The organism is Streptomyces sp. NBC_00443 (assembly GCF_036014175.1).
GTDB lineage: Bacteria > Actinomycetota > Actinomycetes > Streptomycetales > Streptomycetaceae > Streptomyces.
The window spans coordinates 6087669-6113277 of sequence record NZ_CP107917.1 but is presented as its reverse complement, the minus strand read 5'-3'; the positions used below and the strand labels follow the sequence as shown (position 1 = coordinate 6113277).

At 68.9% G+C, this 25609-nt stretch carries 18 protein-coding genes and 2 pseudogenes; all 20 read right to left on the bottom strand.

What is annotated here, in order from left to right:
• Window positions 1–44: 44 nt before the first annotated feature.
• Window positions 45–299, bottom strand: a complete 255-nt coding sequence (gene rpmA, locus OHO27_RS27685) for a 50S ribosomal protein L27 (protein ID WP_010041940.1) — start codon at window positions 297–299, stop codon at window positions 45–47.
• Window positions 300–313: 14 nt separating this feature from the next.
• Window positions 314–634, bottom strand: a complete 321-nt coding sequence (gene rplU, locus OHO27_RS27680; protein ID WP_007381993.1) for a 50S ribosomal protein L21 — start codon at window positions 632–634, stop codon at window positions 314–316.
• A 256-nt stretch (window positions 635–890) separates the two neighbouring features.
• Window positions 891–3104 (bottom strand): Rne/Rng family ribonuclease, encoded by a 2214-nt coding sequence (locus OHO27_RS43210; protein WP_443059720.1) that lies wholly within the window; start codon window positions 3102–3104, stop codon window positions 891–893.
• Between the two features lie 2149 nt (window positions 3105–5253).
• Window positions 5254–6018: a TIGR03936 family radical SAM-associated protein gene (locus OHO27_RS27670; protein ID WP_328427673.1), complete on the bottom strand. Its 765-nt coding sequence runs from the start codon at window positions 6016–6018 to the stop codon at window positions 5254–5256.
• A gap of 48 nt (window positions 6019–6066) precedes the next feature.
• The gene (locus OHO27_RS27665) at window positions 6067–7188 is read right to left on the bottom strand and encodes a hypothetical protein (RefSeq protein WP_328427672.1); all 1122 of its coding nucleotides are present in this window, start codon (window positions 7186–7188) and stop codon (window positions 6067–6069) included.
• Between the two features lie 1781 nt (window positions 7189–8969).
• Window positions 8970–10286, bottom strand: coding sequence for a Yip1 family protein (locus OHO27_RS27660; protein WP_328427671.1), 1317 nt, complete (start codon window positions 10284–10286; stop codon window positions 8970–8972).
• A gap of 202 nt (window positions 10287–10488) precedes the next feature.
• Window positions 10489–10725, bottom strand: a pseudogene (locus OHO27_RS43205) (BBE domain-containing protein); the annotation flags it as partial.
• 18 nt (window positions 10726–10743) lie between these two features.
• A pseudogene (locus tag OHO27_RS43200) lies at window positions 10744–11310 on the bottom strand (helix-turn-helix domain-containing protein); the annotation flags it as partial.
• A 23-nt stretch (window positions 11311–11333) separates the two neighbouring features.
• Complete coding sequence (locus OHO27_RS27645) at window positions 11334–11843, bottom strand: DUF6879 family protein (protein WP_328427670.1); 510 nt, start codon at window positions 11841–11843, stop codon at window positions 11334–11336.
• Window positions 11830–12045 (bottom strand): hypothetical protein, encoded by a 216-nt coding sequence (locus OHO27_RS27640; RefSeq protein WP_328427669.1) that lies wholly within the window; start codon window positions 12043–12045, stop codon window positions 11830–11832. The genes OHO27_RS27645 and OHO27_RS27640 overlap by 14 nt, the downstream gene beginning before the upstream one ends.
• Before the next feature lie 356 nt (window positions 12046–12401).
• Entirely contained in the window at window positions 12402–14342 is a 1941-nt protein-coding gene (locus OHO27_RS27635) for a TIGR03960 family B12-binding radical SAM protein (RefSeq protein WP_328427668.1), read from the bottom strand.
• Window positions 14343–14430: 88 nt separating this feature from the next.
• Complete coding sequence (locus OHO27_RS27630) at window positions 14431–15933, bottom strand: CYTH and CHAD domain-containing protein (protein WP_328427667.1); 1503 nt, start codon at window positions 15931–15933, stop codon at window positions 14431–14433.
• A 247-nt stretch (window positions 15934–16180) separates the two neighbouring features.
• Window positions 16181–17380 (bottom strand): rod shape-determining protein RodA, encoded by a 1200-nt coding sequence (gene rodA, locus OHO27_RS27625; RefSeq protein WP_328427666.1) that lies wholly within the window; start codon window positions 17378–17380, stop codon window positions 16181–16183.
• On the bottom strand, window positions 17377–19638 hold the full coding sequence (gene mrdA / locus OHO27_RS27620) for a penicillin-binding protein 2 (RefSeq protein ID WP_328427665.1): 2262 nt from the start codon (window positions 19636–19638) through the stop codon (window positions 17377–17379). The genes rodA and mrdA overlap by 4 nt, the downstream gene beginning before the upstream one ends.
• Before the next feature lie 164 nt (window positions 19639–19802).
• A complete protein-coding gene (gene mreD, locus OHO27_RS27615; RefSeq protein ID WP_328427664.1) occupies window positions 19803–20507 on the bottom strand; it encodes a rod shape-determining protein MreD in 705 nt (234 codons plus the stop codon).
• 13 nt (window positions 20508–20520) lie between these two features.
• Window positions 20521–21585, bottom strand: coding sequence for a rod shape-determining protein MreC (mreC, locus tag OHO27_RS27610; RefSeq protein ID WP_328427663.1), 1065 nt, complete (start codon window positions 21583–21585; stop codon window positions 20521–20523).
• Window positions 21586–21837: 252 nt separating this feature from the next.
• Window positions 21838–22857, bottom strand: a complete 1020-nt coding sequence (locus tag OHO27_RS27605; protein ID WP_004931372.1) for a rod shape-determining protein — start codon at window positions 22855–22857, stop codon at window positions 21838–21840.
• A gap of 267 nt (window positions 22858–23124) precedes the next feature.
• A complete protein-coding gene (gene ndk, locus OHO27_RS27600; RefSeq protein ID WP_328427662.1) occupies window positions 23125–23538 on the bottom strand; it encodes a nucleoside-diphosphate kinase in 414 nt (137 codons plus the stop codon).
• 145 nt (window positions 23539–23683) lie between these two features.
• Entirely contained in the window at window positions 23684–24040 is a 357-nt protein-coding gene (locus tag OHO27_RS27595; RefSeq protein WP_328427661.1) for a DUF4233 domain-containing protein, read from the bottom strand.
• An 8-nt stretch (window positions 24041–24048) separates the two neighbouring features.
• Window positions 24049–25569: a bifunctional tetrahydrofolate synthase/dihydrofolate synthase gene (gene folC / locus OHO27_RS27590; RefSeq protein WP_328427660.1), complete on the bottom strand. Its 1521-nt coding sequence runs from the start codon at window positions 25567–25569 to the stop codon at window positions 24049–24051.
• Window positions 25570–25609: the final 40 nt, after the last annotated feature.

The following is a 25609-nucleotide window of genomic DNA, read 5'->3' as shown; positions in this document are numbered from 1 at the left end:
GCTTCCCGTGAGGGAAGTGAGGTCCGCCTCGCGAAAGTTTCCGATCAGGCGACCGGAACGATGTTCACGACCTTGCGGCCACGGTGGGTGCCGAACTGCACCGAACCGGCCTGCAGGGCGAACAGCGTGTCGTCGCCGCCACGGCCGACGCCCGCGCCCGGGTGGAAGTGGGTGCCGCGCTGACGGACCAGGATCTCGCCCGCGTTGACGACCTGACCACCGAAGCGCTTCACGCCGAGGCGCTGAGCGTTGGAGTCACGACCGTTACGGGTGGACGATGCGCCCTTCTTGTGTGCCATCTCTCCTCAGTCCCTTACTTCGCAGCCGCGGGGATCTCAGTGACCTTGATCGCCGTGTACTGCTGGCGGTGGCCCTGACGACGGCGGTAGCCGGTCTTGTTCTTGTAGCGAAGGATGTCGATCTTGACGCCCTTGTGGTGGTCCACGACCTCGGCCTGGACCTTGATGCCGGCCAGCACCCACGGGTCACTGGTCACAGCGTCGCCGTCGACAACGAGCAGGGTCGAGAGCTCGACCGTGTCGCCAACCTTGGCAGTGGAAATCTTGTCAACCTCAACGATGTCGCCGACAGCAACCTTGTGCTGGCGACCACCGCTGCGCACGATGGCGTACACGCGGATCTCACTCTCTCGCTCGGGAACGGCACCCCCGCAGTCCAGCCGTCCGGCACGCGGACGGCCTCTCCGGAACAACCTGAGCTCCGGAGGGATGAGGTTTACGGGGATGTGGCGTGCCTATATTCAGGGACACGCCGACGGTCAAGGTTACGGGGCCGTGGCCAAGGGGTCAAACCGGGCCGGGCTCCAACGCAGTGCGGCCGGTCACATGGACCGGCCGCACCACGCATCAGTTGTTGCGCTCAGTCGCGCATCACTCGTCGGTGGCTGCCGAGACCGTGGTCTTCTTCGCCGTCGACTTGGCCGCGGCCGTCTTGGTGGTCTTCGCCGCCTTCTTGGCCGTCACCTTCTTTGCGGCCGTCTTCTTGGCCGCGGTCTTCTTGGTGGCGGCGGCCTTCTTCGCCGTGGCCTTCTTGGCCGTCTTACGGGCCGTCTTCTTGGCCGGAGCCGCCTCCTCGACGTCCTCCGCGGCGGCCGGGGCCTCCGCGGCGATGCCGGACTCCGCCTCAGCGGCCGGGACGACCACGACGGCGGTCTCCTCGGACGCGGTCGGCGCGGTGGCCTTGCGCACGGCACGCCGCCGGGCCCGGGCCGGAGCGGCACTCTCGGCCGCCTCGGCCGGAACCGGCTCAGCCTGCTCCGAGGGAGCCTCAGCCGGGGCCTGCGCCGCCTGCTCGGACGCGGTGGACGCGGCCTCGCCGACCGTCACGACGGTGGCCTCGGACCCCGCGGGCGAACCGGCGGGCGCGGACACCTTACGGGTCGCACGACGCCGCGTACGCCCCTTGGGCGCGGCCTCCTCGGTGGCCGGGGCCTCGACGACCGCGTCCTCCACGGCCATCGGCTGGGCCTTCGCCTCGGCGGCCGACTCCGGCTGCACCGGACGCTCGACCTCCTGCTCGACGGTCACGTCCTGAGCCGTGGGCACCGCCTCGGACTTCCTCGGCGCACCCGCCGGAGCGGACGCACGCCGACCGCCACGGCGACGCGAACGACCGCCACGCCCGGCCGCGGCCTCCGCCTCGGCGACGCTGCTGTACAGCTCCTCGTCGGGCGCGAAGGCAGGCTCCGGAAGCGCGGCGGGCCGTGCGGCCTCCGCAGCGACCTCGGACTCGGACTCCGCCTCCTCCTCGGCCGTCTCGCCAGGCTCGACGGCGACGGCGGCCTCGTGCACATGCTCCGGACCGGCACCGGCCCGCGCGCGCTTCTTGCGCTTGCCGCCGCCTCCGGCGGAGGTCGGCTGCTCCATGTGCACGATGACACCGCGGCCGTTGCAGTGGACGCAGGTCTCGGAGAAGGACTCCAGCAGGCCCTGACCGACCCGCTTGCGGGTCATCTGCACCAGCCCCAGCGAGGTCACCTCGGCGACCTGGTGCTTCGTACGGTCGCGGCCCAGGCACTCCAGCAGGCGCCGCAGCACCAGGTCCCGGTTGGACTCCAGCACCATGTCGATGAAGTCGATGACGATGATGCCGCCGAGGTCGCGCAGCCGCAGCTGACGCACGATCTCCTCGGCCGCCTCCAGGTTGTTCCTGGTGACGGTCTCCTCGAGGTTGCCGCCCTGGCCGGTGAACTTGCCGGTGTTGACGTCGACGACGACCATCGCCTCGGTCCGGTCGATCACCAGCGAACCACCGCTCGGCAGCCAGACCTTGCGGTCCAGCGCCTTGGCGAGCTGCTCGTCGATCCGGTAGGTGGCGAAGACGTCGACCTCGGAGGTCCACTTCGACAGACGCTCGGCGAGGTCGGGCGCGACGTGCGAGACATAGCCGTGGACGGTGTCCCAGGCCTCGTCACCGCTGACGACGACCTTGGAGAAGTCCTCGTTGAAGATGTCCCGGACGACCCGGACGGTCATGTCCGGCTCGCCGTACAGCAGCGTCGGCGCGTTGCCGTTCTTGGCCTTCTTCTGGATGTCCTCCCACTGCGCCTGGAGCCGTTCGACATCGCGGCGCAGCTCGTCCTCGCTCGCGCCCTCCGCGGCCGTACGGACGATGACGCCCGCGTCCTCGGGGACGATCTTCTTGAGGATGGTCTTCAGCCGGGCCCGCTCGGTGTCCGGCAGCTTGCGGCTGATGCCGGTCATCGAGCCCTCGGGGACGTACACGAGGTAACGGCCCGGGAGGGAGACCTGGCTGGTCAGACGCGCGCCCTTGTGCCCGATCGGGTCCTTGGTGACCTGGACGAGCACGGACTGGCCGGACTTGAGGGCGGACTCGATGCGGCGCGGCCCGTTGGCCATGCCGAGCGCCTCGAAGTTGACCTCGCCGGCGTACAGGACGGCGTTGCGGCCCTTGCCGATGTCGATGAAGGCGGCCTCCATCGACGGCAGCACGTTCTGGACCTTGCCCAGGTAGACGTTGCCGACGTACGAGGTCGACTGCTCCTTGTTGACGTAGTGCTCGACGAGCACGTCGTCCTCGAGGACGCCGATCTGCGTACGGTCGCCGTGCTGGCGGACGACCATCACGCGCTCGACGGCCTCACGGCGGGCCAGGAACTCGGCCTCGGTGATGATCGGCACGCGGCGACGGCCCTGCTCACGGCCTTCCCGGCGGCGCTGCTTCTTGGCCTCCAGGCGGGTGGAGCCCTTGATGGACTGCACCTCGTCGGAGGGCTCGGCCTTCGGGCGGGGCTCGCGGACCTTGACGACGGTGCGCTCGGGGTCGCCCTCGCCGGGCTCGGTGTCCACGGAGGAGTCACCGGAGCGACGACGACGGCGACGGCGACGGCGGCTGTTGGAGCTGGAACCGCCGTCTTCGCCTCGGCCGTCCTCGGAGTCCTCTTCGTCCTGCTCGGCGGCGTCCTCGGCGTCCTGCGCGGCCTGCGCCGCGGCGACCTCGTCGTCTTCGGCGTCACCGCCCTCGGACTCGGAGTCCGCGGACTCACCCCGACGACGACGCCGGCCACCACGCCGACGGCGCCGACGCGACCCGGTCTCCTCGGCGTCGTCACCGTCGGCGGCGTCCTCGGTCTCCGCGTCTTCGGCTTCCTCGGTCTCGTCCTCGGCGGCGGCCTCGACGCTCTGGGTGGCCTCGGCCTCGTCGCCGTACCCGGCGCCCCGGCGCCGGCGACGACGCTTCGACGCGGCGGGCTGCTCCTCCGCGAGCTCCTCGACGTCCTCGGTCTCCGCTCCCGCGGCGGCCTCGGCGGCGGCGCGCTGGGGCGTCTGGAACTGCGGCTCGGTGAAGACGGGCGCCTGGAACACGGCCGTGGCAGGCCGTGCGGGGCGCGGCGACTCGCCGCCCTCGGAGCCTGCGGACTGAGCCGGCGCCGCGAAGCCGGTGGCGGCCCGCTGGACGACACGGCGACGGCGGCGGGGGGCGGCCTTCTCCTCGGCTTCGGCGGCGGGTGCCTCGGCGGGCTCGCCGACACCGGCCACCGCGGCGGTCACGGTGTCGATACCGGGAGTCACGGGCGTCACCGCGGTCACGGGCGTCTCAGCGGGGGCCTCGACAGCAACGGCCTCGGAGGTCTCGTCGGCAGCAGCGGCCTCACGCCGCGTGGCGCGTCGGCGGGTACGACGCGGGGCAGCCTCAGCGGCCTCCTCGGCGTCGGTGGCAGTCTCGGCGGGGGCCTCGGTGCTCTCGTCGGCCACCGCAGGCGCAGCGGCCTCGTCGGCGGCGGCAGCACCGGCGGGCACGGAAACCCGACGCGTGGCACGCCGGCGCGTACGACGCGGGGCAGCGTCCTCGGCAGCCTCGGCGTTCTCGGCCGGGGCGGCGGCTTCAGCGGCCGTACCGGAGGCATCGGAGACCACGGTCTCGGCGGCCTCCGTCGGCGCGGGAGCACCAGCGGGCGCGGACGCCCGACGCACCGCGCGGCGACGCGAACGGGGCGGCGCCGACTCCTCGGCCACAGCACTCTCGAGCGCGGGCTCTTCGGCGGCGGCCGGACTCGCCTGCTCGGCGACGGGTGCGGTGGCAGCCACCGGCACCACGGTCTCGGCGGCCTCTGCAGCCGTCGGCGATCCGGTCGGCGCGGACGCGCGACGCACAGCACGCCGACGCGTACGACCGGCAGGGGCGGCCTCCGCCGTCCCCTCCGCCTCTTCGGCGTCCTGGGTCTCTTCGGCATCCGCGGCTTCAGAGGTCGCCTCGGCCACGGCGGCAACGACGGCGTCGATGCTCTCCTGGCGCTTCTCGGCCGTCTCGGCGTCTTCGGTCAGGGCCGCCACATCGGAGGCATCGGCGACCGGTATGGCCGGCTCGACCACCTCTGTGGGCTGCGCCTCGGCGGCAGCCGTCGGCGGGCCGGCCGGGCGGGACGCGGCACGGCGCCGCCGGCGCGGCGGCAGGGTGTCGCTGGGAGTGTTCAGTTCGGAACCCTCGTTGGGTTCGGTCGGTTCGAGCATGCGGGCGTTTCTCCCGTCAGGCTCCCGGGCGCCGCGCCTGGTCCGGCGGTATGCCGGTGACGTCCGCGGCTCGCGCATTGCGCGACTGCCGCCGTCCGGGGCGCGGGCGCCGCACGGGAGCTCTCTGTGTCCTGTCTCACCGGTTCCGTACGCCGAATGCGTACGGCCTGGCGAAAGTCTTCTGGTCGGTGCGCTGCCCGACCCAGGTGGCTCCCGAGTACGAGGGCGGCGCTTCGACGACCGTCCTTGCGCGGAACCTTCCTTACGCCGACGCCGTCGCGGCGGCAGCGGTCTCGGCCTCGGGTGGGGCCGTCGCTGCCTCGCGGTCGGGCGCGAGCGGGTCGGTCACCGTGCCAGTCTCTTCATCGAACAGCCCCTGCGCCAGCCTGGTCACCGCTGCGGGGACCGGCGGCGCCAGGTCGGCCACGGCGCGGAGACCGGACAGGACGTCGTCGGGTCGTACGGCAGGCGTCACGTGCCGAACAACCAGCCGCAGTATCGCACAGGGCTGGTCGGTCGGCCTATCAGCCGTTTCACTCTGTGTTTCAAGTTGTACTACCGCGGGGCGGGCGTCGAAGGTGCGGACGCCGTTCTTGGTCATCCGCTGGACCTCGACCGCCTCGGCGGCGTTGAAGGCCGCCACGGCTCGCTCGGCCTCGACAGACTCCACGCCGGCCAGCCGCACCTCCCACACGGAAGCGGTGAGCCGGTCGGCGAGCCCCGAGGTCCGGGCCTCGACCGCGTCGACGATGTCGAGGCCGGTGGGCATCGACTCGTCGAGGAGAAGCCGCAGCTTCTCGGGATCCCGCGCTGTGGTGAGCGCGATCTCCAGATACTCCGCCTCACTGCCCGTGCCGGTGGGTGCGGCATTGGCGTACGACACCTTCGGATGCGGCGTGAACCCTGCCGAGTACGCCATCGGCACCTCGGCACGGCGCAGCGCACGCTCGAAGGCGCGCTGGAAGTCACGGTGGCTGGTGAACCGGAGGCGGCCGCGCTTGGTGTAGCGCAGTCGGATGCGCTGCACCGCGGGTGCGGGCGGCGGGCCTTCGGGCTGTCGCTTGCCCAGTGTCGTTCAGTCCTTCGTGAGAGCGGTCGTACTGCTACCAAGAGTACGTGTCTCACGGCCCGGAGGTTCCCGTCCGGGCACGGCCTCCCGCTTCTTCGGCTCCCCGAGCAGCATCCGCCGGAAGTCGGCCCGCGCCTGCCGTACGGACTCCCGGACGTCGGCGAGGGCCTGCCGGGTGGCTCGCCCCACGCTGCGCGCGGCCTCGGCGGCGGGCCGCAGCACGGTGTCCCGGACGACGTGCCCGACCGGTGTGAGCACGGTTCGGTACACCCATCGCACCGGCTCCACGAAGACCCACCGGAAGAGGCTCGCGAGGAACCGTCCGACAGCGAGCGAGATCCGCCCGGCGACCCGCCACGCATGCCCGAGCGCCTCCCAGATCTCCCTGCCGATGACGGCGAGCACACGGCCGAGGGGCGCGAGGACCCACCGGTACACGCCCAGTGCGGGCAGCACGAACAGCACGCGTCCGATCCAGTACAGCGCGGTCCCGATCCCGGTGACGACCGTGCTCACGGCCCACAGCAGGCCCCTCGCACACCAGGCGATCGCCCGCCCGAGGGGCGCGAGGACCCACTCGTACACCCACACGGCCGGGACGACGAGGAGATACCGCACCAGCCACGCCACGACGGCGAACGCGCCGAGCCCGGCCGCGGCGAGCATCGCGCCGAGCCCCCTGAGGACCCACATCGCCGCATGCCCGATCGGTGCGAGCACGCGCGCGTACAGCCATCCCAGCCCGGCCCCGATCCCTCGCGCCAGCCACGCGCACGCGTGCCCGAGCGGAGTGAGTGCGTACCGGTACAGCCACACCAGCGGAACGACCAGGAGTACGTTCCCCAGCCAGGCGAGCCCCTTGGCGACGGGCACGACGACGTACCGCCACAGCCCCACGAACGGCCACACGAACAACGCCCGCCCGAGCCACAGCAGCGCCCGCCCCAGCGGCCGCAGCATCGTGTCGTTGAGGAAGCGCCCGGCGACGACGAGCGCGTCCCACGCCATGCGCACGGGCACGACAAGCACCAGCACCACGATCCGCACGGGAACGCGGATCGCGACGACAAGACACCCTTCGGGTGCTGCCTGCTGCTGGGGCTGTGCTGGTGTCTTCTCGAGGTCCATGACGGCGTAGACGCCTCAGTCGCCCGTCCGGATCCCGTACCGCACTGTCCTGCCCCGCTCGTCCTCGCACTCCCCACAACCGTGATCACCTTACGCCGACAACGCCTTGCGCGAGACCCGGCGTTCACGTTGCGGGATCCACCAACCGGGTGAAGGGTTGTTTGTAGAGCCTGGTCCGCCACGACAGTTGAAGCAACGACGGTTGAAGCAATCACGGTTGAAGCAATCACGGTTGAAGCAATCACGGTTGAAGCAATCACGGTTGAAGCAGCGCCACGCACAGTGCATCTGGAACCACCATGGCCAGAACCGCCCGGCGACACGCCTCCCACAGGGTCAGCGCATCCCTCTTGGCCGCGGTTCTTGTCTGTCCGGTAGGTCTGACGAGTGCGGTGACGGCGTCTCAGGCCTATGGCGCGAGCAGGACGGACGTACTCGCCCAGACGCCACCACCTCCGCCTGAGCCTTCTCCGCCGCCGCCGGAGCCCCAACCGGACGAGCCACCGGAACCCCAACCCGACGACCCACCAGAGCCCCAACCCGACGACCCACCGGAACCCCAACCCGACGACCCACCAGAGCCCCAACCCGACGACCCACCGGAACCCCAACCCGACGACCCACCAGAGCCCCAACCCGACGACCCACCGGAACCCCAACCCGACGACCCACCAGAGCCCCAACCCGAGGACCCACCGGCAGAACAGACGGAGGAAATTGAAGCCGCAACGGAAAGCCTGACCGAGAACAAGGCGGACCTCCCCAAGGAACTCGCGCCGGCCGTGGCCCAATTGGCCACCACGCTCAAGGAGGTCGCGGACCCTGAGACGCCGCCGCAGGACAGGCAGGGCATCATCGTCTGCGCAAAGTGGCTGAACGTCGCACTGACTGCCCTCGGTGACGCCGGGACACCTCGCGAGCTGCGGGAACAGTTGACCGCGCTCGTGAAGCAGGTGATCTCCACACTGACGGTGGGCCGCGACCCGAAGGTGCCGCTCGAAGAGCGGTCCTTGATCATCCTGGTGGTGAAGCGGACGACCACCGCCATGGATGTCATCTGTGACCCGAAGACTCCGCGAGAGTTGCGGGGATGGCTGGTCACAACCGTCCAACAGTTGAGCTACGCCCTGGAGCGAAGCAAGGACGCGAAGCTGGTTCGTTCACCGGCGCGGGGCGGGCAGGCGGTTGGTCCGACAGCGCTTGAGGTGGCCACCGCGGTGGCCACAGCCGCCGACCCTGAGACGCCTGAGAAGAACAGAGAAGAGCTCGCGCGGACCACATCCGAGGTCAGTTCGTTGCTGGGGAAAATCAGCGACCCCAGCACTTCGCAGGAGGAGCGGGCCGAAGCCGAGAAGGAGATGAGGGTGGGGGCCGCTCGGATGAACGATCAGCATGAGGAAGCCGCCTCGGCTGAGGGCCTGCCGGACGACCCCCTCGGCAAGGCCGCCGCGGAATGCGCCAACGCCATTTTTGATTCGCCCCCGGAGCGCGCTCTCGTTCGGACACTACGGGACCTGGTACCTGAGGATTGGGACAGCGAAGGGGTGAAGGACTTCTGGAAGACCGAGGAGAAGGGAGATGATCTGCTCGACGTCATGGCCCAGTTGCGGAACGACCAGCACGTCCGCGCCCCGTTCGAAACAGAAGAACTCATCATCGCCCTCGCCGTATTCGTACCGAAAAGCAAACTGTTCTCAACCATCGGCAAATCTGCCAACTTCTGCCTGTCTGCGGCCGGCTACCTTGACGAGGAAGGGGTCCCGACAGGGACCTGGAGCGCCTCAGGCGCCGGAAGAAGTCAGCAGTTCCGCGACGGGCACCGCGGAGTTGGCACGGACCTTCGTGGCCCCATACCTGTCCAGCTCCCTCCTCTCTTCCCGCTCAAAACCGCTCTCCAGTCCGTAATCGAACGATGAGATGGAGGAAATGGGATCATCGTCCCCGGGATACCAGATCGCCGTCACGTAGCGTGTTTTACGCGTCACATTGACGAGGTTGTTATTGTGTCGCAGCCTTCCGTGATAAACGAGGCGTGGGCTGCACCCCCGCTCCGGGGGGCAGTAGTATCGCCCTTCTCCTTCGCTCCATGAATAATGAGGAGTTCCAAACGTTTCAACATCGAGCTTCCCTCGATCCTTTCTCATGTAGGACACCTGCAAGTCGACACTGATGGTGTCGTAACTGGGGTCCTTGGGAAGCTGAAAAACATGCTGAAGAGTGTACTCCTGTCCGGTCTCGAGTCGGCTTCCCGGACCATAGAAATGTCCGCTGCTCAGCTTGGTGTACCTGATTTTCCTGACGTGGCGTTCCGCATTTCCGGGATCCCCCCACACCTCCGCGCTCTCTTTCCACTCCCTCACGAAGTCCCCCCTCTCAGGACGATCGGAATACTGAGCATTCCTGCCGCGGATCGTGAAGATGTCATTGATGATGTACACCGGAATCTCTCCGGTGTTTCTCATGTAAAGTGTCACCGGAACATGGATGAATGGGAGCGTACGGTCCGCCCGCGGCTTCCCGAACTCTGCCTTCAGAATGAAGTGCATCGGGGCTGCCGCAGGCTGGTACATGGTTGAATACGCCAGGCTCACACCAGTCAGCAGCGCGGTGGCGACCACCCCGGCCGCAAATCTCTTGGGTCCTGGAACTCCCTGCCACGCTTTTCCGCGGACAAGCAGCCACAGCATCCACACAGACCAGCACCAGAGGGACATGAACACCAGCGCGTAGTGCGTGTACTCCATTTCTTCGAACCACATGAACAGAAGAAGACTGTCAGTGGCCAGCGTGATGAGCACCCCCAGCAGGACGATCGCCCCTGAGAACCTGAACTGTCGCCTCCCCTGGTAGTCGAATGCCGCGATCGCTGCCGCGCCCAGCACCAGACCCGAAAGGACGAACAGAACCCCACTCATCCGTTGCGCGAAAGTCAGAGCGCCCGAGGCGTCAGGCCATCCGACCACCGCGTTGAGCGCCATGGACGCGAGCAGTCCAGCCACCATGAGCACGGTGATCGCGCGCCTTCTCCAAGCGCGCTCGGGCCACGTCCTACTGTCCCCTCCGCGCCAGCACACGGATGCCGGGTCCTCCAGATCCATGTCCGCCGGGTAACCGAGGCGGCCGAGCATGTTCCGCAGTTCGCCCGACGACCAGGCACTACCCACCGTCTCGCCACCCACGGTGACCCGACGCAACCCACGACTGTCAGGTGCCTCGACAACGACCCATGGACGAATGCTCATGCCCCCAGGCTCGAACCCGAGCCGGGGACGCGCACGCGGACTTACCCCGTTCGGCAGATCAGGACAACTGGGCCGGCCTGATGTTCTGGTTGGCGTGGAAGAGGTTGCCCGGGTCGTACGTCCGCTTGACCTGTGCGAGCCGGTCGTAGTGGTCGCGGTACGTGGCCCGTACCCGCCCCTGGTCCTCGACCTCACCCATGAAGTTCACGTATGAGCCGCCCATGGAGTACGGGTTCGCCTCCTCCCAGTAGTCGACGCACCACTGCTTGATGGTCCCGGCGTTGACCGGGTCGGGGCGCATCCGGCCGGTCAGCGGCACGACGCCGATGCTCACGTTGGGAAGCCGGGAGACCGAGACGACCCGGTCCAGTTGGGTAGCCATGACGGCCGGCTCACAGACCAGCCACCGCAGGACGTGTTCGCAGATGACGAAGCGGAACGATCGGCCGTCCTCATACAGCGTTGCTTGCCGCTCCAGCCTGGCAGCCACTGTTCGCGCCCTTGTCTCCTCCGGCAGCGCGGGCGGCAGGGAGAACACCGCCGTGGCGTACTCAGGAGTCTGGAGAAGTCCGGGGATGAACTGCCCCTGAAACAGCCTGAGCAGGGCCGTACTGCTCTCGATGGCCTTGATGGTGTTCTGGTGCTTCCACGGCCCCATGCGGCGTAGCAGGCACCATGCCGTCGCCTCTGCACGGGCAGTCGCAAGGAACTGTTCCTTCACATCGTCCGAGACATCGAGCGCCGAAAGGATCAGGTCGACGTCCTGGGCTGTCGGCAGGGTCCTGCCGTTCTTGATCTTCGAGAGCTTTCCCGCAGACATGGAAGCCCTGCGGGCCACCGCGTCACCGGTCCGTCCCGATGCCTCCCGCAGCGCCCGCAGGGCTTTCCCGATCGAGTCCGTGGTCAGTGGTGCCGCTCCCAGTAGGACGCGAACGGCACGGCGTGGGTGAGCGCCACGTCTCGGTAACCCTGGTACTCCGCGAGCCGGTCAGCGGGCAAGTGTTCACCGCCGACGAACTTGCCTTCGGGGGTGTAGTGCATCCGGTACACGTCGCGGTCGTCGAAGAGCCAGAAGTCGTGATCCGGGAGCCCCGTCACTTCCTGCTCGGCGAGATCGATGATCCCGATGGACTCGCCCGCCTTGATGTTGCCGGGGTATGCGGCCAGTTCGTACCGGAGGTACTCCGTGAGCGGAGAGCGCAGGACGTGCACGCGCGACACGCTCTTGCCGTTGTCCGTCATCGAGCGCACCCATGGGTTGTCGTCCCAGTCCGGCCCCATGTCCTCGCCCGCGAGGAACCGCACGATCTCTTCGCGCTCTTCGTCAACGTCGTAGACGGCGAGAGTTTCCAACCGGAAGGCCGTGCGCTCGAAGGTCTCGAAGAGACGGCCGAACTCCTCAGCCGCGAGCATTGAAGTACTCCTCAAGAACTGCGGCCGGGATCATGACGGCCGTTTCCCCTCGGGGCAGGTCGAGCTGCGCCAGCCGCTCAGGATCCGTGATCACGTATCCCTGCACCACGTAGTCCTTGCCGTCGTCCGTACCCCACAGCGTCGGGCACGTGCCGTTCTTGCAGTCCCGATCTCCCGACAGCTTCCGCAGCGGTGCACCCACGGCTTCCCCCTCACGTCGACAGTCAGTGTCCCGATCGATGCTTCCGACCTGCGGGCAGCGGGGTCAAGATCCCGGCTTTCCAGAACAGGAAAGCCGTTCATCTGCGCGGGAACCGCACCCCACAACGAGTGAGAGGCGCCGGACTGTCACTGTCCGAACGCCTCTCATCGATCACACCCACTCAACCGAAGAGACGATGCTCTCGGCTCGCCGGGGAGCAGGCAGCGGCGTACGCCGCACGGCACGGGGCGCCTGCTCGCGCCCCCTTGCACCGAGCGTGCGAAGCATCTCGGCACGCTCCGCCTCGGTCAGACCAGCGAGTGTCTCAGCCACCTGCCGGACCGTGTCGCCGCTGGTCACGAGGACTTCTTGACCGTCAGCGGCAGCAGCTTCTTGCCCGTCGGGCCGATCTGGATCTGGGTGTCCATCTGCGGGCACACCCCGCAGTCGAAGCACGGTGTCCACCGGCAGTCCTCCACCTCGGTCTCGTCGAGGGCGTCCTGCCAGTCCTCCCAGAGCCAGTCCTTGTCGAGGCCGGAGTCGAGGTGGTCCCAGGGGAGGACCTCCTCGTAGGTGCGCTCGCGGGTGGTGTACCAGTCGACGTCGACGCCGAACGGGACCAGCGCCTTGTCGGCGCACCGCATCCAGCGGTCGTAGGAGAAGTGCTCGCGCCAGCCGTCGAAGCGGCCGCCGTCGTCGTAGACCGCGCGGATGACCGCGCCGATGCGGCGGTCGCCGCGGGACAGGAGGCCCTCGACGATGCCCGGCTTGCCGTCGTGGTAGCGGAAGCCGATCGAGCGGCCGTACTTCTTGTCGCCGCGGATCTTGTCGCGGAGCTTCTCGAGACGGGCGTCCGTCTCCTCGGCCGACAGCTGCGGGGCCCACTGGAAGGGGGTGTGGGGCTTCGGGACGAAGCCGCCGATCGAGACCGTGCAGCGGATGTCGTTCGAGCGGGAGACCTCGCGGCCCTTGGCGATCACCTTCGTCGCCATGTCGGCGATCTGCAGGACGTCGTCATCGGTCTCGGTCGGCAGGCCGCACATGAAGTACAGCTTCACCTGGCGCCAGCCATTGCCGTAGGCGGTGGAGACGGTCCGGATCAGGTCGTCTTCCGAGACCATCTTGTTGATGACCTTGCGGATGCGCTCCGAGCCGCCCTCCGGGGCGAAGGTCAGACCGGAGCGGCGGCCGTTGCGCGTCAGCTCGTTCGCCAGGTCGATGTTGAAGGCGTCGACGCGGGTGGACGGGAGCGAGAGGCCGATCTTGTCTTCCTCGTAGCGGTCCGCCAGGCCCTTCGCCACGTCGCCGATCTCGCTGTGGTCCGCCGAGGAGAGGGAGAGCAGGCCGACCTCCTCGAAGCCGGTCGCCTTCAGGCCCTTGTCGACCATGTCGCCGATGCCGGTGATCGAGCGCTCACGCACCGGGCGCGTGATCATGCCGGCCTGGCAGAAGCGGCAGCCGCGGGTGCAGCCGCGGAAGATCTCGACCGACATGCGCTCGTGGACCGTCTCGGCGAGCGGCACGAGCGGCTGCTTGGGGTACGGCCACTCGTCCAGGTCCATGACCGTGTGCTTGGACACACGCCACGGGACACCGCTCTTGTTCGGTACGACACGGGCGATACGGCCGTCCGGGAGGTACTCGACGTCGTAGAACGCCGGGATGTACACCGAGCCCGTCCTCGCCAGGCGGAAGAGGACCTCTTCGCGCCCACCGGGGCAGCCCTCCGCCTTCCACGCGCGGATGATCGCCGTCATGTCCAGCACGGCCTGCTCGCCGTCGCCGATGATCGCCGCGTCGATGAAGTCGGCGATCGGCTCGGGGTTGAAGGCCGCGTGGCCGCCCGCCAGGACGATCGGGTCGTCGATGGTCCGGTCCTTGGACTCAAGCGGGATGCCCGCCAGGTCGAGGGCCGTGAGCATGTTCGTGTAGCCGAGTTCGGTGGAGAAGGACAGGCCGAACACGTCGAAGCCCTTCACCGGCCGGTGGCTGTCCACCGTGAACTGCGGGACGCCGTGCTCCCGCATCAGCGCCTCCAGGTCCGGCCACACGCTGTATGTGCGCTCGGCGAGGACGCCCTGCTGCTCGTTCAGGACCTCGTAGAGGATCATGACGCCCTGGTTGGGCAGCCCGACCTCGTACGCGTCGGGGTACATGAGCGCCCAGCGGACGTCGCAGGAGTCCCACGGCTTGACCGTGGAGTTGAGCTCTCCGCCGACGTACTGGATCGGCTTCTGCACATGCGGGAGCAGAGCTTCGAGCTGCGGGAAAACCGACGCAGCGACTTCGGCAGGCATCTCGCGAACCTTCGTGAGCGGGACAGAACTGACAGGGGTGACCATCTAGCCTAACGCGACCGCGGACACCTCCAGCACGTCCGAGGGCTCAGAGGACGTCCGCCCCGTCCTTGATCCCGTCCCAGACTCCGGGCAGCTGGTCCTCCGCGGCCGCCGCCCGCTGCTCCTCGCGCCCGTACAGCAGCCCGTACGTGAAGGCGCTCTCCCCGGCCGTATGAGCGACCGCGGACAGCTCGCTCAGGGTCTGCCGGGCCATGACGCTGTCCTGGTGCTCGCCGAGCAGGTTCTGTAGTGACTTCATGGTCTTGACCAGGCCCTTGGCCGGCTTGCCGAGCGCCGGAACGGCCGCCTCCGCCGCGTAGCGGGTGCGCTTGGTCTTCTTGCGGGCCTCGTGGATGGCGACGTCACGGTCGCTGCCGGGCTCCAGCTCCAGAGCCCGCTCGACGAGCGCGGACACCTTGCCGAAGTCCTTCCGCACGGCCTTCGGCAGCGCGTCCCCGGGCTCCTTCCCGGCCGCCTTCAGCAGCGGCGGGTCGGCGAGCAGTCCGTCCATGGCGTCGAGCAGGGCCAGGTAGCGGTGGGAGTCGAGGACCCCGATCAGCCGGCTGCTCGCCCCGCCGGGCCTGTCCCCGGCCCAGTGGCTCAGCCGCTCGGCCACCGGACCGTAGACGAGAGCGTGCGGCACCTCGTCAAGAGCCGCCGACAGACGTTCGTTCAGCACCTCGCGGTCCCGGTCCACGCCCAGCTCGCCGGCCAGCCACTTCAGCTCGTCGCCGATCGGGTCGGTGACCGCCCGGTCGAGGACCTTGCCGAAGGACTTGAAGGTACTGCGCATCCGGCGGGTGGCGACGCGCATGCTGTGCACGGAGTCCTCGACGTCCTGGCGTACGGCGGGGTCGAGCTCGACGATCGCGTCGCGCTGGGCGCGGACGTACGCGAGCACGTGGTCGCCGGGGGTCACGGGGTCCTCGACGGACACGGGGGCGAGCTTCTGCGGGGCGGTCTCGGCCAGGGCGCGCGCGAGCTTCGACTCCGACTTCGACGGCCGAACCCCGGCCTTACGCAGCCGCTTCTCCACCTTGTCGAGCAACACGGGGTCCACGCCGTCGGCCAACTCCACCTCGATCTCGGTCCACTGCGCGGTACCGCTGCCGCCTGCGAGACGGTCCGCCTGCACGGCGTCCACACTGACCTCCGCGAGCAGCCCGCAGTCGGTGTCCACGAGATGCCGCACGTCACGCTCGGAGCGCAGCCGGACCATGGGCACCAGTTCGGTGTCCCGGACCCGGGAGCGGACGAGCCCGGCAAGGGTGTCGGGCAGCGTGTCGGACAGCGGCGCCTGGACCTCGTCCCGCACGCCGGGGGCCACGGGGAACTTCAGATGCCAGCCCGCGTCGGCCCCGCCCGTTCGGCGCCGCAGTGTGATCGAGGACGTGGCGAGGCGCTCGTCCGCGGTGTCGTAGTAGGTGGCGTCCAAGTGCGCTACGCCCTTGTCGATCACAGCATCGACCCCGGCGACCCCGGTCAGATCCGGCAGGCCGCTGTCGTCGGATTCATATTTCCGCTCGATTTCGCGCTTCGTGTCCGCCATGCCCTGAATCTAGTGGCAGTCACGTCCGGATGACAGAGCTCACCAGCCATGACCGCCGGGACAACAGGGGGCGACGGCTGGGAAACTGGCTGATGGAGTCCAGTTCTGCGGCTGGACACCGGGCGGCCGGCCGGGGCACCGCCGTGCCGGTCATGCGTGCCGGTCATGGGGACGGCGCGGCGCCCATTCGGCCGACCACCGCAGCCCGATACAACACCGCACGGGCCGCATCGGCCCAGCCCCATGCTCACGCCGACAACGGACGTTGCACCCGGATCGACTGCAGCAACCCCACCGCCACCCATACCGCGAACATCGACGACCCTCCGTACGACACGAAGGGCAGTGGCAGACCGGTCACCGGCATGATCCCCAGCGTCATCCCGACGTTCTCGAACGCCTGGAAGGCGAACCACGCCACGATCCCCGCCGCGACGATCGTCCCGTACAGCTCGGTGGTCTCGCGGGCGATACGGCAGGCGCGCCACAGGATCACGCCGAGGAGGAGGAGGATCAGCCCGCCGCCGAGGAAGCCCAGTTCCTCCCCCGCCACGGTGAACACGAAGTCGGTCTGCTGCTCCGGCACGAACTGGCCGGTGGTCTGCGAGCCGTGGAACAGTCCGGCGCCCATGAGCCCGCCGGAACCGATCGCGATCCGCGCCTGGTTGGTGTTGTAGCCGACGCCCGCCGGGTCGAGCTCCGGGTTGGCGAAGGCCGCGAAGCGGGCGATCTGGTAGTCGTCCAGGACGCCCAGCTGCCAGACCGCGATCGCCCCCATGGTGCCCGCACCGATCAGCCCGAAGACCCAGCGGTTGGAGGCACCGGACGCGAGCAGCACGCCCAGCACGATCACCACCATCACCATGACCGACCCGAGGTCGGGCATGAGCAGCACGATCAGCATCGGCACCGCGGCCAGGCCCAGCGCCTGCACGACCGTGCGGTGGTCCGGGTACTGCTTGTCCCCCGCGTCCACTCTCGTCGCCAGCAGCATCGCCATGCCCAGGATGATCGTGACCTTCACGAACTCCGAGGGCTGGAGCGAGAAGCCGCCGGGAAGCTTGATCCAGGAGTGGGCGCCGTTGATCGTGGAGCCGAGCGGGGTGAGCACCAGCAGGATCAGGAACACCGAGAAGCCGTACAGGATCGGCACGGCCGTGCGCAGGGTGCGGTGCCCCAGCCAGACCGTCCCGACCATCAGCGCGACCCCGATGCCGGTGTTCAGGATGTGCCGGATCAGGAAGTAGTACTGGTCGCCCTGATTGAGCTCGGTGCGGTTGCGTGTCGCCGAGAAGACGAGGATCGAGCCGATCAGCGACAGGCCGATCGCCGCCAGCAGTATCGGCCAGTCGAGCCGGCGGGCGAGCGAGTCGCGGGCGAACAGGCGGGTCCAGCCCGCCCGTTCGGGCCCGTACCCGGAGACCTGGAAACTGTTGGCGCCGGTCATGTGAGCATCCTCCGGCTTCCGCGCCCACGGCCCCTGCGTCGTCTGCGCCGGGTGTCCCGGTTCTCGGTCGTCGGCGGCGCGACGGTCCCGGCGATCTGCTGCTCGTCCGGCTCGGCCTCGCCCTTCTGGCCGGCCCGCTGCTCCTTCGCCGGGTCCTTGGAGACCTTCGGCGAGGCGATGGTGCCGTCGGTGCGGACCTTCGGCAGGTTCTTCTCCGGGGTGGCCAGCAGCGCGTTCTTCTTGTTGATCGCGCCGTCGTCGGAGACGCCGTACAGGGCGTCGTAGATGTTGCGCACGGCCGGACCCGAGGCGCCGGAACCCGTACCACCCTGGGAGATCGTCATGACGATCGAGTAGTCCTTGGTGTACGTCGCGAACCACGAGGTCGTCTGCTTGCCGTAGACCTCGGCGGTACCGGTCTTGGCGTGCATGGGGATCTTGTCCTGCGGCCAGCCGACCTGCGCGAACCGCCAGGCGGCGGTACCGCGCGTGGCGACTCCCGCGAGGGCGTCGTCCATCGCGGCCAGCGTCTGCTTGCTCATGGGCAGCTTGCCGTGGGACTTGGGCTTGATCTCCTCGACGCTCTTGCCGTCGGGGCTGACGACGGCCTTGCCGACCGAGGGGTCGTAGAGAGTGCCGCCGTTGGAGATGGCCGAGTAGATGGTCGCCATCTGGATGGGGGTGACGAGGGTGTCACCCTGGCCGATGGAGTAGTTGACGGAGTCACCGGCGCGCAGCCGGTTGCCTTCGAGGCAGTTCTCGTAGGCAATCTTCTCGGCGTAGCTGCCGTCCTTCTTGCCGTACTTGCACCAGGCGTCCTTGTTGGCCTTCCAGTAGTCCTGCTTCCACTGGCGGTCGGGGATGCGGCCGGTGACCTCGTTGGGAAGGTCGATGCCGGTCTCGGCGCCGAGGCCGAACTGGTGGGCGGTCTTGTAGAACCAGTCGCCCGCGTTCTTCTTCGGCTTGGTGCCGCCGTCCCGCTTCCACTCCTCGTGGGAGAGGCGGTAGAAGACGGTGTCGCAGGAGACCTCCAGGGCGCGGCCGAGGCTGATCGGGCCGTACCCCTTGGACTCGAAGTTCTTGAAGACCTGGCCGCCGATCGCATACGAGCTGGAGCACTCGTACGGGCCGTCGAAGGAGTAGCCCGCGTTGACCGCGGCGGCCGTCGGGACGACCTTGAAGATGGAGCCGGGGGCCGACTGGCCCTGGATCGCCCTGTTGAGCAGCGGGTAGTTGGAGGCCTTGCCGGTGAGCTGTTTGTAGTCCTTGGCGGAGATGCCGCCCACCCAGGCGTTCGGGTCGTACGACGGGTTGGACGCCATGGCGACGACGCGGCCGGTCTTGGCCTCCATCACCACGACCGCGCCCGAGTCGGCCTTGTACCGCTCGTTGGTGTTGCGGTCCCACTCCTTGCGGGCTTCCTTCATGGCCTCGTTCAGCTCGTACTCGGCGACCCGCTGCACGCGGGCGTCGATGCTGGTGACGAGGTTGGCCCCGGGCTGCGCGGCATCCGCCTTGGCCTGGCCGATGACCCGGCCGAGGTTGTCGACCTCGTAGCGGGTGACGCCGGCCTTGCCGCGCAGTTGCTTGTCGTACTTCCGCTCCAGGCCGGAGCGGCCGACCTGGTCGGAGCGCAGGTACGGCGAGTCGGTGTCCTGGGCCTGCTGGAGCTCCTCGTCGGTGACCGGGGAGAGGTAGCCGAGGACCTGGGCGGTGTTGGAATTGCCGGGGCTCGGGTACCGGCGCAGGGCCTGTGGCTCGGCGTTGATGCCGGGGAAGTCCTCGGCACGCTCACGGATCTGCAGGGCCTGCTTGGGGGTGGCCTCGTCGGTGATGGGGATGGGCTGGTACGGCGAGCCATTCCAGCAGGGCTGTGGGGTCTCGGCGTCGCACAGCCGGACCTTGCCCATCACGTCCTCGCGCTTCATGCCGAGCACCTTGGCCAGCTTGGTGAGGACGCCTTCGCCGTCGTCCTTCATCTTCAGCAGGTCGGTGCGGGAGGCGGAGACCACCAGCCGCGTCTCGTTGTCCGCGAGCGGCACTCCGCGCGCGTCCAGGATCGAGCCGCGCACGGCGGGCTGCACGACCTGCTGGACGTGGTTGCCGGACGCCTCCTTGGCGTACGCGTCGCCCTCGCGGATCTGCAGGTACCACAGGCGCCCGCCCAGGGTGCCCAGGAGGGAGAGGACGAGGATCTGGATGACGACGAGCCGGATCTGGACGCGGGGCGTCCGGCCGGTCTCGGGGATGTTGCTCACTGCGGCTGCCTCCCCCTCTCAGTACGAGTACGAGTACGGATGCTTCTGTGTGTGTACGACTCTGTGCACGACGCCGCCTACGACTGCGGGTACGAGTGATGAACGTCCGGCCCGCGGGGCCCGGTTCCTCCTGGACTCACCCGTCCGGGTGAACTCCCCTGCCCTCACAGCCGCTTGACCCCCTTGATGCGCCCGGCGCGCGCCGTCCGCGCCCGCACCGCCTTCACCTTCAGCCCGCCCTTGAGCCCGCCCTTCAGGCCCCCCATCCCGCCGCGCTGGCCGCCGATCCGCAGGCCGGTGCCGCCGGAGAGCCAGCCGGTGGAGATGTCGGCCTTCTTCGCCTGGGACTTGCTGTCGGCGAGCGGATCGTTCTCCGCCCGCCGGGCCAGCGCCATGATCCCCGGGACGACGAACGGGGCGAGCAGCAGGTCGTACAGCGCGGCCGTGAACAGCAGGCTGCCCAGGCCGACATGGCGGGCGGCGGTGTCCCCGACGAGGGCGCCGACACCGGCGTACAGCAAGGTCGTGCCGATCGCGGCGACGACCACGACGACCATCGGCCCGGTGGCCGACTTGAGCCGGCCGTGGTCCGGCTTGATGAGCCCGGCGAGATAGCCGATGACGCACAGCACCAGCGCATAGCGGCCTGCGGCATGGTCGGCGGGCGGGACGAGGTCGGCGAGCAGACCGGCGCCGAAGCCGACGAGGGCGCCGCCGACATGGCCGTAGACCATGGCGAGGCCCAGGACCGTGAGCAGCAGCAGATCGGGGACGGCGCCCGGGAGGTGGAGGCGGGCCAGGACGCTGACCTGGATCACCAGGGCGACGACGACCAGGGAGGAGGAGAGCAGGACTCGGTTGACGCGCATCTGGCTTCAGCTCCTACTGCTCTTGCTCGTACACGTCTTGCTCGTACTGGTTCCGGCCGTCGGCCGGAGGCGGATCCTGGCCGTCGGCCTGCGGCTGGTTCTCACCGTCGGCCTCCGGCTGGTCCTGACCGTCCGCCTGCGGCTGGTTCTGGCCGTCGGCCGGGTCCTCGGCGCCCGGAGTGACGGTGACCGTCACGGTCGGCGTGGGGGTCGGCTCGGGCTTGTCGGGGAGCACCGTGTCGCGCGGGTCCTTCGCGGGGGCCTGGACGACGACGCCGACGATGTCGAGCTTGCTGAAGCCGACGTACGGCGTGACGTACAGGGTGCGGGTCAGGTTGCCCCCGGACGGGTCGACGCGGGAGACCACGCCGACGGGGACGCCGGGCACGAACGGCTTGTCGGCCTGCGAGCCGAAGGTCACGAGCCGGTCGCCCTTCTTCACCTCGGCCTTGCCGTTGAGGAGTTCGACGCGCAGCGGCCGGTCGCCCTGGCCGGAGGCGAAGCCGAGCTCGTCGTTGGCCTCCATGCGCGTGCCGACGGTGAAGTCGGGGTCGTTGGCGAGGAGCACGGTCGCGGTGTTCGGGCCGACGGTGGTGACCCGCCCGACCAGCCCGTCCCCGTTCAGGACGGTCATGTCGCGCTGGATGCCGTCGTTCACGCCGACGTCGATGGTGATCGTCCAGGAGAAGCCCTGGGCCGCTCCTATCGCGATGACCTCCGCGCCCTTGATGCCGTACTGGCCTGCGCCCGCGACCTTCAGCACCTTGTCCAGTTGTTTCAGACGGCTGCGGTTGCGGTCGTCACTGCCGAGCTTGGCCTTGAGAGCGGCGTTCTCCTGCTCCAGCCGGGCGAGCCGGTCGTGGCGCTCACCGGAGTCGCGGATCGCGGCGACCGCGTTGCCGACCGGGTTCACCGCGGCCGACACGCCGTCCTCGATCGGGCCGAAGACCGTGGCGGCGGCATGGCGGGCACCGTCGACCGGCGAATCCACACCGCCGCGGATGTCCACCGTGATCAGCGCGAACGCGATGGCGACCAGCAGCACCAGGAGCAGCCGGCTCTCTCGTGTGTCCCTCACGTGCGGCGGCCGTGCCCTTCCTCAGTAGGAATTCGGGAAACCCCCGGTAAACCCGAGGGGCTCCCTATGCGGAGTTTGGCTACGAACTTGTAAGCGGAGTTGGTATGCGGAGCTTGTATGCGGAGGTTCCCTGCGAAGTGTCGAACTCCGGAGGTTCGAAGTTGCGAGGCCCTTCAGGGAGCTTATGCCTCTATATCAACGATCCGCCGTACGAGAGGAGATCATCCCGTACGGCGGAATCGAAGAGTTACGTCATCTGCGCGGCTGGGCGTCCAGCACCTGCTGCAACGCCTCGAACTCCTCGACGCACTTGCCCGAGCCGAGCGCCACGCTGTCCAGCGGGTCCTCGGCGATGTGGATCGGCATGCCGGTCTCGCGGCGCAGCCGCTCGTCGAGGCCGCGCAGCAGGGCGCCGCCGCCGGTCAGAACGATTCCTCGGTCCATGATGTCGCCGGACAGCTCCGGCGGGCACTTGTCGAGGGTCGTCTTCACGGCGTCCACGATCGCGTTGACCGGTTCCTCGATGGCCTTGCGTACTTCGGCCGCTGAGATGACGACGGTCTTCGGCAGCCCGGAGACGAGGTCCCGGCCACGGATTTCGGTGTGTTCGTCAGCATCGAGGTCGTACGCCGAACCGATCGTGATCTTGATCTGCTCGGCCGTCCGCTCACCCAGCAGAAGGGAGTACTCCTTCTTGATGTGCTGGATGATCGCGTTGTCCAGTTCGTCGCCCGCGACGCGGATGGACTGGGCGGTGACGATGCCGCCGAGGGAGATGACCGCGACCTCCGTGGTGCCGCCGCCGATGTCGACCACCATGTTGCCCGTGGCCTCGTGGACCGGCAGGCCGGAGCCGATGGCCGCGGCCATGGGCTCCTCGATGATGTGCACCTGGCGGGCGCCGGCCTGGGACGACGCCTCGATGACGGCGCGGCGCTCGACGCCCGTGATGCCGGAGGGCACACAGACGACGACCCGCGGACGAGCCAGATACCGTCGCTTGTGGATCTTCAGGATGAAGTAACGGAGCATCCGCTCGGTGATCTCGAAGTCGGCGATGACGCCGTCCTTCAGCGGACGTACGGCAACGATGTTGCCGGGCGTGCGCCCGATCATCTTCTTCGCTTCGGCGCCGACCGCGAGAATGCCACCGGTGTTGGTGTTGATCGCGACGACGGACGGCTCGTTGAGTACGATCCCGCGACCCCTGACGTACACCAGCGTGTTGGCGGTCCCGAGGTCGACAGCCATGTCACGGCCGATGAACGACATTGAGTTCCCCATCAGGATTCGTCTGGCCTTCCTGGGAGCTTTTGATGGCTTTTCAGGTCGGCGAAGTAGGTGCTGTGACGTGAAGGCTTCTATCGTAGACGCGCCTTCGCGAACACTGCGGGAGGGTCTTCGCCATTGTCAGCAGATGGCGAGTCGCCTCGCTTGTGGAGACGGGCCATCGGAGGCACTCGTTCCCTCGATCGCCACGCATATGCCGCTGGGCGGCCGGGTTTCTTCGACCGTCCCAGTTCGGGCCGGGTGTGGGGGTCAGGAGCGGCCCGGGAAGAAGATCTTCACCTCACGCTCCGCTGACTCCTCGGAGTCGGAGGCGTGGATGAGGTTCTCACGGACGATCACGCCGAAGTCACCACGGATGGAGCCGGGCGCCGCGGCGATCGGGTCGGTCGGACCGGCCAGCGCGCGCAGCCCCTCGATGACCCGCTCACCCTCGACGATCAGGGCCACGACCGGGCCGGAGGCCATGAACTCCACCAGCGGCTCGTAGAAGGGCTTGCCCTTGTGCTCGCCGTAGTGCTGCTCCAGGGTCTCCTGGTCCAGGGTGCGCAGCTCCAGCGCGGTGATCTGCCAGCCGGCCTTGCGCTCGATCCGGCTGATGATCTCGCCGGTCAGGCCGCGGCGGACTGCGTCGGGCTTGAGCAGGACGAGGGTGCGCTGGGTCACGACGAGCTCCTTATTACCTACAGGTGTGCGGTGGGACGAGGTTACAGGGCTGAGCTGGGCTCTCGTCACGGAGTGTCAGCCTGTGCAGGTCGCCGGCCCCGAGGGCTGTCCCCCAGGGTTGCGATCGGCCTCGACGGCCTCGTCCTCAGGCTCCGGAAGGGCTGGTTTTGTCCCCTTGCGCCGCAAAGCGCGCCTTCGCCTCGTCGACCTTTCTGCCGTAGTGCACCGACGCCCACCACAGCGCCGCGAACACCGCGCCCAGGAAGAACATCGACGGGACGACGAAGCCGGAGGCGATGAGGGCGATCTGCAGGGCCCAGCCGAGGGCGACGCCGCCGGGCCGGGTCACCAGGCCGCACAGCAGCAGGCACAGGAACATCGCGATCCCGCTGACCGTCCACACCGTCGACATGGACAGGTCGGGATCCTTCATGGCGACCAGACCGGCGAAGCCGATGACGAAGAACTCGCCGATCAGGGTCGAGGAACAGAGCGTACGCATCTTCGAACTCAGCCCTTCCCCAGCAGCAGCCGGGCTTCGCCGACCGTGATGACGGACCCGGTGACGAGCACACCGCCGCCCGTGAACTCGCCCTCCTCCTCGGCCAGCGTGATCGCGGCCTCCAGCGCGTCCGGCAGCCGCGGCTCGACCTGCACGCGGTCGTCGCCGAACACCTCGACGGCGATGGCGGCCAGTTCGTCGGCGTCCATGGCGCGATGGGAGGAGTTCTGCGTGACGACGACCTCGGCGAAGATCGGCTCGAAGGCCTCCAGCAGCCCCCGCACGTTCTTGTCGCCGCTCGCGCCGACGACCCCGATCAGCCGGCTGAAGTCGAAGGCCTCCCCGACCGCCTCGGCGATCACCCGCGCGCCCGCCGGGTTGTGGGCGGCGTCGAGCACGACGGTCGGCGAGCGCCGTACGACCTCCATACGGCCCGGCGAGGAGACGGCCGCGAACGCCTTGCGGACCGTGTCGATGTCCAGCGGCTCGGCCCGCGCGGCGCCGACGCCGAAGAAGGCCTCCACGGCGGCGAGGGCGACGGCGGCGTTGTGCGCCTGGTGCGCGCCGTGCAGCGGCAGGTACACCTCGGGGTACTCACCGCCCAGACCGCGCAGGGTCGCCAACTGCCCGCCGACGGCGACCTGACGCGACACAACCCCGAACTCCAGGCCCTCGCGCGCGACGGTGGCGTCGACCTCCACGGCCTTCTTCAGCAGCACCTGCGCCGCGTCCACCGGCTGCTGGGCCATGATCACGGTGGCGTCCTGCTTGATGATCCCGGCCTTCTCACCGGCGATCTCGCCCGGAGTGCCGCCGAGCCGGTCGGTGTGGTCGAGGTCTATGGGGGTCACGACGGCGACATCACCGTCGATGACGTTCGTGGCGTCCCAGGAGCCGCCCATCCCCACCTCCACGACGGCCACATCCACGGGCGCGTCGGCGAAGGCGGCGTACGCCATGCCCGTCAGCACCTCGAAGAAGGACAGCCGGTACTCCTGCTGCGAGTCGACCATCTCGATGTACGGCCGGATGTCCTGGTACGTCTCGATGAACCGCTCGGCCGAGATCGGCGCCCCGTCGAGGCTGATCCGCTCGGTGATCGACTGGACGTGCGGAGAGGTGTAGCGGCCGGTGCGCAGCTCGAAGGCGCCCAGGAGGGCCTCGATCATGCGGGCGGTCGACGTCTTGCCGTTGGTGCCGGTGATGTGGATGGAGGGGTACGCCCGCTGCGGGTCGCCCAGCACGTCCATGAGCGCGGCGATCCGGGTGACGGACGGCTCCAGCTTGGTCTCGCCCCAGCGGGTGGCGAGCTCCGCCTCGACCTCGCGCAGCGCCTTGTCGACCTCGGGGTCCTCGGGGCGTGCGGGCACGTCGGCGCTCGGCGGGCCGCCCTGGGTGCGCAGGGTGCGGCTGCCGGCCTCGATGACCGCGAGATCCGGGTCGCGGTCGGTCTCCGCCGCGATGATCTCTTCGAAGGGGTCGAGGGGGTCGGGCTCGTCGAGGGGGTCGGGCTCGTTCTGGTCGCTCACGGGGTCAGTCTACGGACGGGGACTGACAGCGCGCCCAGGG

Coding starts and splice junctions, on each gene's coding strand:
- rodA (WP_328427666.1), bottom strand. CDS start 17,380: ATGACCGGCGCCAACAGTTTCCAGGTCTCCGGGTACGGGCCCGAACGG.
- OHO27_RS43210 (WP_443059720.1), bottom strand. CDS start 3,104: ATGGTCGTCCGCCAGCACGGCGACCGTACGCAGATCGGCGTCCTCGAG.
- OHO27_RS27635 (WP_328427668.1), bottom strand. CDS start 14,342: ATGCCTGCCGAAGTCGCTGCGTCGGTTTTCCCGCAGCTCGAAGCTCTG.
- OHO27_RS27660 (WP_328427671.1), bottom strand. CDS start 10,286: ATGGATCTGGAGGACCCGGCATCCGTGTGCTGGCGCGGAGGGGACAGT.
- OHO27_RS27645 (WP_328427670.1), bottom strand. CDS start 11,843: ATGCTCGCGGCTGAGGAGTTCGGCCGTCTCTTCGAGACCTTCGAGCGC.
- OHO27_RS27630 (WP_328427667.1), bottom strand. CDS start 15,933: ATGGCGGACACGAAGCGCGAAATCGAGCGGAAATATGAATCCGACGAC.
- mreD (WP_328427664.1), bottom strand. CDS start 20,507: ATGCGCGTCAACCGAGTCCTGCTCTCCTCCTCCCTGGTCGTCGTCGCC.
- OHO27_RS27605 (WP_004931372.1), bottom strand. CDS start 22,857: ATGTCGTTCATCGGCCGTGACATGGCTGTCGACCTCGGGACCGCCAAC.
- OHO27_RS27595 (WP_328427661.1), bottom strand. CDS start 24,040: ATGCGTACGCTCTGTTCCTCGACCCTGATCGGCGAGTTCTTCGTCATC.
- rpmA (WP_010041940.1), bottom strand. CDS start 299: ATGGCACACAAGAAGGGCGCATCGTCCACCCGTAACGGTCGTGACTCC.
- OHO27_RS27665 (WP_328427672.1), bottom strand. CDS start 7,188: ATGGACCTCGAGAAGACACCAGCACAGCCCCAGCAGCAGGCAGCACCC.